General features: G+C 70.2%; 12 protein-coding genes. 6 read left to right on the top strand and 6 right to left on the bottom strand.

Features of this window, described 5'->3' with window-relative positions:
- Positions 1-216 (top strand): hypothetical protein (locus ACXJJV_RS01605; protein WP_456466415.1); only part of this gene is annotated, 216 nt, incomplete at its 5' end.
- 1,789 nt (positions 217-2,005) lie between these two features.
- Entirely contained in the window at positions 2,006-3,046 is a 1,041-nt protein-coding gene (locus tag ACXJJV_RS01600; RefSeq protein ID WP_456466414.1) for an adenylosuccinate synthetase, read from the top strand.
- Here the strand turns inward: ACXJJV_RS01600 and ACXJJV_RS01595 are convergent.
- The 3 genes from ACXJJV_RS01595 to ACXJJV_RS01585 all read right to left on the bottom strand — a co-directional run bounded on the left by ACXJJV_RS01595 (position 3,025) and on the right by ACXJJV_RS01585 (position 5,902).
- Positions 3,025-4,347: a UbiD family decarboxylase gene (locus ACXJJV_RS01595; RefSeq protein WP_456466413.1), complete on the bottom strand. Its 1,323-nt coding sequence runs from the start codon at positions 4,345-4,347 to the stop codon at positions 3,025-3,027. The genes ACXJJV_RS01600 and ACXJJV_RS01595 overlap by 22 nt on opposite strands.
- Positions 4,348-4,417: 70 nt before the next feature.
- A complete protein-coding gene (gene npdG / locus ACXJJV_RS01590) occupies positions 4,418-5,092 on the bottom strand; it encodes an NADPH-dependent F420 reductase (protein WP_456466412.1) in 675 nt (224 codons plus the stop codon).
- Positions 5,093-5,146: 54 nt separating this feature from the next.
- Positions 5,147-5,902, bottom strand: a complete 756-nt coding sequence (locus ACXJJV_RS01585) for a TatD family hydrolase (protein ID WP_456466411.1) — start codon at positions 5,900-5,902, stop codon at positions 5,147-5,149.
- A gap of 69 nt (positions 5,903-5,971) precedes the next feature.
- On the opposite strand from ACXJJV_RS01585, the gene ACXJJV_RS01580 reads away from it, so the two are divergent.
- Positions 5,972-6,520: a hypothetical protein gene (locus ACXJJV_RS01580; RefSeq protein ID WP_456466410.1), complete on the top strand. Its 549-nt coding sequence runs from the start codon at positions 5,972-5,974 to the stop codon at positions 6,518-6,520.
- Here the strand turns inward: ACXJJV_RS01580 and ACXJJV_RS01575 are convergent.
- Genes ACXJJV_RS01575 through ACXJJV_RS01565 form a run of 3 tightly spaced genes read right to left on the bottom strand, consistent with a single transcriptional unit; the run spans position 6,504 to position 8,768 of the window.
- Positions 6,504-7,136, bottom strand: coding sequence for a hypothetical protein (locus tag ACXJJV_RS01575; protein WP_456466409.1), 633 nt, complete (start codon positions 7,134-7,136; stop codon positions 6,504-6,506). The two genes, ACXJJV_RS01580 and ACXJJV_RS01575, sit on opposite strands and share 17 nt — an antisense overlap.
- Before the next feature lie 12 nt (positions 7,137-7,148).
- On the bottom strand, positions 7,149-8,327 hold the full coding sequence (gene pscS / locus ACXJJV_RS01570) for an O-phospho-L-seryl-tRNA:Cys-tRNA synthase (RefSeq protein ID WP_456466408.1): 1,179 nt from the start codon (positions 8,325-8,327) through the stop codon (positions 7,149-7,151).
- Between the two features lie 12 nt (positions 8,328-8,339).
- On the bottom strand, positions 8,340-8,768 hold the full coding sequence (locus ACXJJV_RS01565) for an archease (protein ID WP_456466407.1): 429 nt from the start codon (positions 8,766-8,768) through the stop codon (positions 8,340-8,342).
- Positions 8,769-8,836: 68 nt separating this feature from the next.
- Between ACXJJV_RS01565 and ACXJJV_RS01560 the strand changes: the two genes are divergently transcribed.
- Genes ACXJJV_RS01560 through ACXJJV_RS01550 form a run of 3 tightly spaced genes read left to right on the top strand, consistent with a single transcriptional unit; the run spans position 8,837 to position 10,847 of the window.
- The gene (locus ACXJJV_RS01560) at positions 8,837-9,091 is read left to right on the top strand and encodes a HypC/HybG/HupF family hydrogenase formation chaperone (protein WP_456466406.1); all 255 of its coding nucleotides are present in this window, start codon (positions 8,837-8,839) and stop codon (positions 9,089-9,091) included.
- Positions 9,069-10,118: a hydrogenase formation protein HypD gene (gene hypD / locus ACXJJV_RS01555; protein WP_456466405.1), complete on the top strand. Its 1,050-nt coding sequence runs from the start codon at positions 9,069-9,071 to the stop codon at positions 10,116-10,118. The genes ACXJJV_RS01560 and hypD overlap by 23 nt, the downstream gene beginning before the upstream one ends.
- On the top strand, positions 10,119-10,847 hold the full coding sequence (locus tag ACXJJV_RS01550) for a hypothetical protein (protein ID WP_456466404.1): 729 nt from the start codon (positions 10,119-10,121) through the stop codon (positions 10,845-10,847).
- The last annotated feature ends 3 nt before the right edge of the window (positions 10,848-10,850 follow it).

Genomic DNA, 10,850 nt, shown 5'->3' with positions numbered 1-10,850 from the left:
TTCGACGGTCTGGACGAGCACTTCCGGGTGCTGATCGGTCGTGGCGACCCGCCCAGGGTCACCGGGCCGTGCCTGCAGGCCCAGGTGTGCGACGTTTACGCGGTCCTGGGGTGGTGGCACTCCCGATCCCGCAGGTCCTCGACGGGGGTCGGGTTGTGGTGGGCGTGCGCGCTGGCGTGGTGCTGCTGGCGCTGGTGGTCGCGGCGGCGCCGGTGAGCGCGGAGCGGGTGTACGTGCTGGTCAACGTGCCGGGCACGTTCTCGCTGGAGGACGACTGGGTGAAGGTGTTCGTCACGGCCGCGTCGCTGGCGCGGCCGAGCGGGCCGTCGGTCGTGCCGGTCCCGGTGCAGGGGCCGGTGGGACCGCTGGAGCTGCGGCTGATGGGGAAGCCGTCCCGGGTGCTCACGTACGGGGTCTCGGCGGTGCGGCCGGAGTGGGAGCGGTTGCCGGACGAAGTGGAGGAGGCCTGCGCCCGGGTGGTGAACGCGGCGAGGGCGGTCGGCGTGCCGGTGGACTTCCTGCTCTGCCTGGACCCGGCCAACGTGACCCCGGCCCTGGAGCTGGCCCCGGTGGTGTCCAAGCAGCGCGGTGCGATCGTGTGGGGCGACCCGTCGGTGTACCTGAGGAGCGTGCCGGGCGTGCCGGTGCTGACGCTGGACGAGTACCTGCGGAGTTTCCGGGAGGCGAGCCTGCGGGTGCAGGCGGTCGCCGCGGCGAGTCCCCCGGGCCCGGGTAGCCCGAACCCGATGGCGCTCGCGGCGGTCCTGTTCGCGTGCCTGCGTCCCGCGGTGGTGGGGTTCGTGTCCGGCGGGGACGCGGGGAGCATGGTGGACGCGGTCCGTGAGCGGTTGCGGACGGCGTACGGGGTGCGGGTGGATACGGGGGATGTGCGGTACCTGGTCGCGTTCGGTGAGGAGTTCTCCGGGCTGGTGGGATCGTCCGGGGAGGGTCCCGTCGTGGCGGTGTTCCCGTTCCGGGACGTGCCGGGGTTCCTCGCGGCGTGCCGGATGATCCTGTCCGGGCTGGCTTTCGGGGAGGCTCAGCCGGTGCTGCTCTGTGATCCGGTGAGTCGTTGGGTGAGGTACGAGGCGCGGTTGAGGCGGTGCCTTCAGGCCTCGGTGCTGCGGGTGACCGACGTGGCGGCGGTGAACGCGGGGTTGTGCGCCCACCCGTGCGCGGTGGTGGACGCGAGCTGGACGTCGGGCGCTCGACCCTCGGGTCAGGGGGCGTCCTCTCAGGCTCGGCAGGGCCAGCAGCCGGGGCAGGCTCCCGGTGGGCAGCCGGCTCAGCCCGCTCAGCCGGGCGGGCGGGCGGCTTCGACCCCGTCCTCGTGGTTGGCGGCGCTGGACTCGCAGGGTCGGTGCGCGCTGTTCCTGGCGGTGGATCCGGGCGTGATCGGGCAGGCCGGGGCGTTCGTGACTCCGAACGGGTACCCGAAGTTCTCGTCGGTGGTCGGGTTCGCGAGCCCGGTTGGGGCCTTGATGGCCTACCTGTTCGCGGCGGCCGGGTACGAGCTGGGTGAGGCGGTGCGGTGGGCGTCGTGCGTGCTGTCGGTGCTCCGGGAGCGTGGGTACGGGTCGGGGAACCTGGTGAACCCCTCCTACGTGCTGATCGGGGACCCGTTCCGGCGGTTTCGGGCGGCGTTGGAGTACCCGCTGCCGGGGTTGAAGCCCGGGTCGGTGACGGTTCGGGTGTCGGAGGCGTTCTTGGTGCCGCTGGGCCGGTACTGGGTGCTGCCGTTGGTGTTCCCGGACTTCGTGACCGGGCTGTGGGACGTGCCTAAGGACAGTCACTGGACGGTGGTTGGGAGGGGGTTGGAGTTCGCGCGGTGTCGGGTGGGTGCCAGGGAGTTCGCGGTGGGCGCGGTGGTGGCGGCCCCGGAGGGGGTTCGGTCGTCCTACGCGCTGCCGTTAAACGAATTCAATAAGTACCGAGTGACCGTCACGGTCAGGCTCGTCTCCGGCTCGGAGGGCTCGTCCGGCCCGAGGTCGGTGGGGGTTCCGGTTTGCGGGACCGCGGTAGCGTCAGCATTGTGGCTGGTGGTCAGTGGGGCGATGAGGGGAAGGGGAAGGTCGTCGCGTACCTGGCGGTGCAGGATGAGCCGAGCGTGGTGGCGAGGGCGGGCGTGGGTCCGAACGCGGGCCACACGGTGCGGGTGAACGGGGAGGAGTACGGGCTGCGGCAGGTGCCGTGCGGGTTCCCGTACGAGGACGCGGAGCTGGCGATCGGTCCAGGGGTGCTGGTGAACCCGGAGGTCCTGCTGGACGAGGTGGAGCGGTTGTCCCGGTTTCGGGTGGGTGAGCGGCTCACGGTGGATGAGCGGTGCGCGATCATCGAGCGGAAGCACATCGAGGCGGAGCGGCGGTCGAGGCACCTGTCGGACGAGATCGACACGACGGGGACGGGGTGCGGGCCGGCGAACGCGGATCGGGCGCTGCGGAAGGCGAAGCTGGCGCGGGACGTGGAGGAGCTGGAGGAGTTCCTCGGGGACGTGCCGTGCCTGGTGAACGGGAGCGTGAACGAGGGTGAAGACGTGCTGGTGGAGGGCACGCAGGGGTTCGGGCTCTCGCTGTACCACGGGATCGACTACCCGTACGTGACGAGCAAGGACACGACGGCGAGCGCCTTCGCGTCGGACGTGGGGATCGGGCCGACGCGGGTGGACGAGGTGTACGTGGTGTTCAAGGCGTACGCGACGCGGGTGGGCGAGGGCCCGTTCCCGACGGAGCTGAGCCGGGAGGAGGTGATCGAGCGGTTCGGGGAGGAGATTCTGGAGGTGGAGCGCGGAACGGTGACGGGGCGGCCGAGGCGGATCGGGGAGTTCGACTTCAAGATGGCCAAGCGGGCGTGCGTGATCAACGGGGCGACGCAGGTGGTGCTTACGTGCATCGACCGGCGGTTCCCGGACGCGGCGGAGGCGGAGACGTGGGGTGAGCTGCCCGGGGAGGCGAAGCGGTTCGTGGAGAAGGTCGAGGAGGCCGTGGGCGTGCCGGTGACGCTGATCTCCACGGGGCCCGAGCTGGATCACATGGTGGACCTGCGGTGACCACCCTCCCCTTTTACCTCCCTCAGCAGCTCTCGGACGCGGTCCGTGGTCGGGACGCGCACCACCTCGAACCGGTCCCTCTCGTCCAACGGCGCCGTCGCGTCGAGGACGGCCTTCGCCATCACGCCGTCCTCGCTGGACGGGTCGAGCGTCGAGCCCAGACCGCGCACCACGTGCAGGTCCCGGTCGGCTTGGAATCGGGTGGCCAGGGCGTACTCGACCTGCTCCGGATCGTCCGGGTCGATGTCCTCGTCCACCACGACCACGTGCTTGAGGCTCGGGTGCGCGGCGAGGGCGGCCAGGCCCGCGTTCACCGCCTCGCCCTCCGTCCGCTTCCGGATGGAGACGACCGCGTGCAGCCAGCGGCCGCCCCCCGGGGTCAGCCGAACCTTCCTCACGTCGCACACCCGGGAGACGTGCGCGAGGACGGTCGCCTCCGCCGGGCCCCCCATCATGATGCGGTGCTCCTCGCCGCCTGGGAGGATCACGGTGGGCGTGAAGTCCTCGCGCGCGTACACCTTCTCCACGACCAGGACGGGCTCCCGACGGCGCTCGTCCAGGGTCCTCGTCACGTCGACGAACGGTCCCTCCGGGGCCCGCTCGTCCACGAGGCGGCCCACCAGCACGACCTCGCTCTCCGCGGGCACGGGTAGGTCGTGGTCCACCAGGTGCACCCGGAAGCCATCCCAGAAGGCGGCCGCGACCGTCAGCTCGTCCACGTCGTACGGGACCCGGGCGCAGCAGGCGAACATGGTTCGCGGGTCCACACCCAGGCACACGGCCACGGGTAGGTCGCGGCCGGACCGCTCGTAGTACCGGTACAGGTGCCGGGGCACGATCCGCACGGCGAAGCGACCGTCGCCCAGGTACATCATGCGGTGAACCGAGGCGTTGGGCGTGCCCTCCTCGGGCTCGCGCGCGATGATCAGGGAGGTGGTCAGGTAGGGGCCGCCGTCCGTCCGGTAGAACCGGCACATGGGGAGCTCCTCGTCCAGGAACCCGGGCCCGTGCTCGGTCTCCGTGAACGCGGGCGAGGGGTCCCTCCCGGGTCGCTCGGGCCGGTCCATGGCCTTCGCCAGGCGGTGGAGCACGTCGTCCCACGAGTCGACGCCGAGCGCCCTGACCAGGTATTCGCGTCGGGCGCAGAGGTTTCCGATCAGGCTGGCTCGGTATCCCTCGACGCGCTCGAAGAGGACGGGCCGGTTCAGGCCCTGGAGGACGGCCGGGACCTCGTACTCCGGTGAAAGCTCCCGGCGCACGGTCACCAGCTCGTCCTCGACGACTTTAAGGAAGTCCCGCACGACCGGGCCCCCGGGATGAAGAGAAAGTCCCGGACCGAGGGGTGAGGACCGGGACGCGGGCGGACCCCGATCACTCGATCCCCGTGAACCGGATGCCGATGCCCTTCTTCCCGTACCGCTGGTTCAGCCCGATCAGCAGGGCGGTGATGGACTCCACGATCCGGGCGTTGGCGAGTGGCCCGCCGTCGATCGCCCGCACGCCGGGGATGTCCTCCGCGAGCTCCATCACCGTCCTCTTCGCGTCCTCGTCGTCGGAGCAGACGACCACGTCGCACTCGACCTCCCGGTCCAGGTCCCGGAGTAGCTCCGCCGAGACGTTCTCGAAGGCCGAGACGACGGGCTGCTCCACCAGGGACTGCACGGTTTCCGCGGCCGAGCCCTCCCACGGGGTGATGGTCCGGGTGGGTCGGCCGCCGATGGCCGTCTCCAGGGGTACGGTCACGTCCACGATGATCGCGTCGTCCGGGAGCGCGTCGCGGAGCCCTCGGACCGTCTCGATCACGGCGAAGAAGGGCACCGTGAGAAGGACCACGTCCGCGTCCGAGACGGCCTTCTCGTTCTCCCTCCCCTCCACGGTCGCGTCCTCGTACCCGTGCTCGGAGAGGATCTCCACCGCCCTCTCGGCGGCCTTGAGCGCCCGCTCTTCCTCCCGGGACCCAATCACGACCTCGTGGCCCGCGGCCGCGAATCGGAGGGCCAGCCCGAACCCCTGGTCGCCGGTGCCTCCGACCAGGGCGAGGCGCATCGTCCGACCCCCGGTTCCGGCCCGCGGCCCGGGTTTTAGGGGTGCCGGCCTCGCTCAGAACAGCTGGAGGGCGTTGTCGCGGGTGACGGCCTCCACGTCGTCGAATCCCCTCCGCTCGAGCTCGAGGGCGACCTCGGCCACGGCGAGCACGTTGCTGGGGGCCAGGGAGGCGTCGCTGTTGATCAGGATGCGGTCCGCGTCCTCCCGGTGGTTCAGGACCATCTCGACGGCCTCCTCGACGGTGGCCTTGCCCGGCTGGACCGAGATGCCCGCGTTCAGGCCCCGTTCGAGCACGTCGTTCAGGAACCGCTCGTTCAGGTGGTCCACCACGACCAGGGCCGGGTCCGCGTCGGAGGCTTGGATCGTCTCCAGGGTTCGGGCGACGACCCGGGGGTCCCGGCTGCGCGGCGTGTGAACCACGACGGGCACGTCCTCGGTGGCGGCGAGGTCGAGCTGCTCGCGGAAGACCTCCACCTCCCGCTCGGTGGCCCGCTCCAGTCCGATCTCGCCGACGGCGTCGAGGTCGCTCAGGCGCTCCTCCAGGGTCCTCAGGGCCCTCTCGGTCCCCCGCTCCGGGATGGCGCGCGGGTGCACCCCGAGCCCGACGCGGGCGTCGATGAGGTACTCGTCGGCCCGCTCCGCGGCGGCCCGGACCGCCTCCCAGTGGCCGAGGAGGGCGTCGTGGGTTCGGGCGGGTATGGGGTCGTGGGAGAGGGTGAGCGCGTACCGGATTCCGGCCAAGCTCATGCGTCGGAGGTCGTCCTCCGGGCGCACGTCCAGGTGCACGTGGGCGTCGAACTTGGCGAACACGGCCGGCCGCCCCCGGTTCTCAGAGTTTAAATACTCAGGCGCCCCCGGTGCTCGACGGGGGTGAGCCCGATGGCCGAGTCCGTGGAGGAGGTTATCGACCTCTCGGAGATCCCGTTCCAGCCGATGGACAAGCAGGAGATTCACCAGCTGGAGACCGTGCTGCTGGTGGCGACGCTGTTCCGACCGAAGGTGCTGGAGATGATCCACGAGGAGAAGTTCCTGACGTGGGTGGACTCGCTGGCGGTGGCGGCGGCCGCGCTGGCGCGGCAGAAGGCCGGGTACACGGTGTCGGAGATCGCGGAGGAGCTGGGGCGCACGGAGACCACGATCCGGAAGCACCTGCAGGGTGAGACGAAGGCGGGACAGCTCGTCCTGGAGACCTACGACATGCTGAAGAGCGGGGAGCTCAAGATCGTGACGGGCAAGGAGGAGGTGGAGGAGAAGCTGAGGGCGGAGGAAGAGGAGCTGGAGCGGCTGCGCTCTAAGGTGGGCGACGTGGCCTCCTCGCTGAACCGGGTGGTGGAGGCCCTGAGCGAGTGTCGGTCCTCGATGGACGACGCGATCGAGGAGCTGGAGGGCGCGGTGGAGGAGCTGAAGGAGCTCAGCGAGGGCGAGTAGCCTCCCGAAGCCCGCGGAGCCGCTTGCGCAGCCCCTCCAGGTACCTCTCCACCTTCTCCTCGTCCACGGGCTGCTTCCAGGAGCCCGCGAGCATGCACTTGGGCTCGGCCCCGCGCACGGACACGCGCCGCTCGACCAGCCCCTCGTAGACCTCCCGTTTCTCCAGGTCCCAGACCGGGGTCCGGTACTCGACGCCGTACTCCTCGCACATCTCCTCCCAGAACTCCTTGGCGGCGGGCGTCTGCTCCGGGTAGTCCCGGGAGCGGCGGTCCCCGGTCACGATCACGTCCGGGTCCAGCCGCTCGAGCGCGTGGTACAGCATGCAGAACTTGCAGTCTAGGCAGACCGGGTTCCACCCGAACCGCAGGATCCGGCGCTCGAGCCCGCGGAGTCCCCACCGATGGAAGGGACCGTGCACGTCGAACACGCGCCACTCCAGGTCGCACTTCACGCGCCGGCGGACCTGGGCGTAGTTGAGCCTCGCCTTTTCGACGTTCAGCAGGACCCCGTTGTCGTACGTGGCGAGGAGCATGTGATCCGGCCTCAACTCCTCCCAGGCTAGGAGGGCGGAGAGGACGGAGTCGGGGCCGCCGGAGAAGAGGACGACTACGCGCATCTCGGGGCCCCTTCAGGACACCTCGAGTCCGTGCTCCTCCGCGATCCCGTGGAAGGCCTCGATCACCCGGTCCACCTGCTCCTCCGAGAGCCCGTACACGCTCAGCTTGATCGCCTTGGTCTGACCGGGCTGGATCCCCGTGATCCCGCGCTCCTTGAGCTCCTCGTACAGGAAGTAGCCCTTCCTCGGGTGCTCCCGGGCGATCCGGTGGAAGCCCGGGGTCTCGAGCTTCACCAGGTCGTGCCGTTTGGGCCGCTCTCCGAGCTGTCGAACGCCCTCGATCCGCTCGAGTTCCTCCACGAGCCGCCGGGTCTTCCTGACCTCGTCTTCCCACCGCTTGACGCGCTCGACCACGTGCGGGAAGCTGGCCATCATGGTGACGATCGGGGCCCCCATCACCGTGCAGCCGAGCAGCTCCACCTCCTTGTGCGGCCAGCTGCGCCCGGAGACGTCGCCCTCGATGGAGGAGCCTCGGAGTACCTCATCCGCCCACTCGTCCCGCATCGCCAGGACGCCGCAGGGGGCGCAGGCGGCCAGACCCTTGTGCCCGCTGCCGATCATGAAATCTGGCTTGGGATTGAGCCGGGAGAGGTCCATGCGGCCCATCGTGTAGGCGCAGTTGAGAACGCACGGGACACCCCGCTTCCGACAGATCTTGATGAACCTCTCCGCGTCCGCTAGGTTCCCGTACTCGCTGTCCACGTGGGTGAGCAGGGCGAGCGCGGGCGGGTCCCCGGTCTCGTCCTCCACCTCGTCGAAGACCCGCTCGTACTCCTCCACCCGGACGCGGTACTCCGGGTGGCCCGTGTGCGGAACCTCCCGGACCCTTACCCCCCACCGTTCCGCGGCGAGGAACGTGGTGTAGTGGGCCAGGGCGTCGACGACCATGACGTCCCCCTCCTCGCACAGGGCCCCTACCACGGCCTCCTTGGAGTAGCGGGCGCCGGCGGTGACGCGCACAACGTCCATACCGAGGAACTCCGCCAGGTCCTCGTGGAACTGCCGGATCGGGGGCTTTTCCACCTCGTGGAGCAGGCCCTCGCAGAAGTCGCACACGCTGTAGCCGTCGCCGAACTCGATGAGCGCCTTCTTGGCCTCGGGGGTGAGGACGCCGCCCCGCTGGATCGGGTTCACGTTAATGTACCGGCGCTCCGTGTCGCGGACGAGGCGGCGGTAGCGGTCGAGGTTCACGGGGGCGCCCCCTCAGAGGTCGACCACGTACTCGGCCACCCACCGGCCGTCCTCGCGCTCGACCCGCATGTTGTGGTACGTGATGGCCTTGACCTCGGTGTGGAAGGGGTGTCGGTCCGGGTCGTAGGGCTCGCCCCTCGCGGTCCCCACCGCGCGCCATCCGTCGTCGGTTTGCTCCAGCTCGTCCACCTCGAACTCGGAGAACAGGAGGCCGTTCACCTCGTGTTGGAAGTGAATCTCCTCGAGCCAGTCGTGGAGGAGCTCGACCTCGTCCTCGGCCTCGGTGACCTCGACCTGCACCTCCTCCCGCGGCTCGACCGCGTCCAGGTCCGTGATCAGGTCGAACAGGGCCTTGGCCGCCTCGACGAGCAGCTCCTCGAGCGAGTCGGCCCACACGCGGAAGGCCGCGTCCGCGGTGTGCTCGATCTCCTCCCAGGGCACCGGCGTGGCCCCCGGCCCGCGGAGGGGAAATAAGAGAGAAATCCTTCGGTCGTGCGGGGTGATGCGGCGTGTGCCTGGCGATTCCGGGACGGATCGTGGAGCTGGAGGGTAACCGGGCGATCGTGGACTTCGGCGGCGTGCGGCAGGAGGTGGACGTGAGCCTGCTGGAGGACGTGAAGGAGGGTGACTGGGTCATCGTGCACACGGGGTTCGCCATCCAGAAGCTCTCCGAGGAGGAGGCGAGGGCGTCGCTGGAGGTGTGGGAGGAGGTGCTCAAGCACGTGGAGGAGGAGCTGGAGCATGGCGAGGAGGGAGATGGTTAAGCGGCTGGTCCGTCGGGTGCATCGGGAGGCGGAGCGGGTCGGTCACGAGGTCTCGATCATGCACGTGTGCGGGTCGCACGAGCGGACGATCGTGGAGCACGGGCTGCGCTCGCTCCTTCCGGAGGGTGTGCGCCTCGTCTGCGGTCCCGGCTGCCCGGTCTGCGTGACGACGGCGGGGGAGCTCTCGGCCGCCATCGAGGCGGCGGAGGACGGGATGGTCGTCTGCGCGTTCGGGGACGTGTACCGGGTGCCGACCCCGCGCGGCTCGCTCTCGTCCTGCGATGGTGACGTGAGGGTGGTGCAGAGCGCACGGCAGGCGGAGCGGGTCGCCGAGTCGGAGGATCGGGACGTGCTGTACCTGGCGGTGGGGTTCGAGACGACGGCCCCCACGACCGCGGCCGTCCTGCTCGACGACCCGCCCTCGAACCTGTACGTGCTCTCGGCCCACCGACTGATACCGCCCGTGATGGAGTGGCTGCTCGAGCGGGGCGAGTGTCGGATCGACGCGTTCATCTGCCCGGGTCACGTGTCCACGATCATCGGGGAGCGCCCCTACGGACCGATCGCGGAGCGGATCCCGTGCGTGATCGCGGGGTTCGAGCCAGAGGACGTGCTCATCGCCGTGCTCGCGGCCCTCAAGATGATCAGGAGGGGTCGGACCGGGCTGGTCAACGAGTACACGAGGGCGGTGAGGCCGGAGGGGAACCGGACGGCCCGGGAGCTCATGGAGCGGGCCTTCGAGCCGGAGGACCGGCCGTGGCGGGGGTTCCCCACGATCCCGGGGTCCGCGCTGGCCCTGCGGGAGGAGGTGGCGGACCACGACGCGAGGGAGGCGGGCATCGAGCCCGATTTCAGCGTCGGGGCTCACGAGGGGTGCATCTGCGATCGGATCCTGCGCGGCCTGGCCTCGCCCGAGGACTGCCCCTTATTCGGTCGGAAGTGCACCCCGACGAACCCGGTGGGCCCGTGCATGGTCTCGGAGGAGGGACCCTGCTTCATCCGGTACCGGTTCGGTGGAGGTACGTGAATGAGCGTGGACCATTGGCTGAGGCGGCTGGAACGGGCCCTGGAGGAGCGGGAGCGTGACCGGGTTCCGGACCCGGCGCTGGCGGTCGGCCTGGTGGTCCTGGGCCCCACGGTCTCGACCGCGGCCATCGTGGTCGTGGTGGCGGGGTTCTTGCGGGTCTCCGGCGCCCCCATCGATCGGGCCGGGGACTTGGCGATCCCGCTGGGCCTGCTGAACCTCGTGGCCTCGTTCGCGGTCGTGAACGCGGTCCTGACGTACCTGGTCGTCCGGGGGACCAATTTTCACCTGGAGTGGTCGGAGCGGTTCTTCCGCGCGCTGATCGAGGTCCTCTACCGGGCGGAGGTGATCCCCCGACGGTGTTACCTGGCCGCGATCCGCAAGCTGGAGGGGCTGTCGGGGTCGAGGATGGACGAGTCACTGTGGGCGGTGGTGGGGTTCCTCACCCTGGGGCTCTCCTGCCTGTACGTGCTGTGCCGGGTGTACGGTCGGGCCCGTCGGCACGAGGAGCGGGAGGTCGCGATCGTGGAGCTGTTGGGCGAGTACCTGGGGTCCGGGTTGGAGCTGCGTCGTCGCCTTCTTCGCGAGGACGTGGTGGCGTACGCCCTGCTCGCGCTGTTCCTGCCCCCCACGTACCCGCTGCTCGTGTACCGGGTGTTCCGGGACCTGAACCGGCACCTGAACGCCCACCGGAGGTTCGAGCGGGAGCTGATGGAGCGGGTCTTCTCGTGACGC

The organism is Methanopyrus sp., from assembly GCF_053997775.1.
The sequence above is the reverse complement of the archived record's forward strand: the minus strand, read 5'-3'. Positions and strand labels throughout refer to the sequence as shown.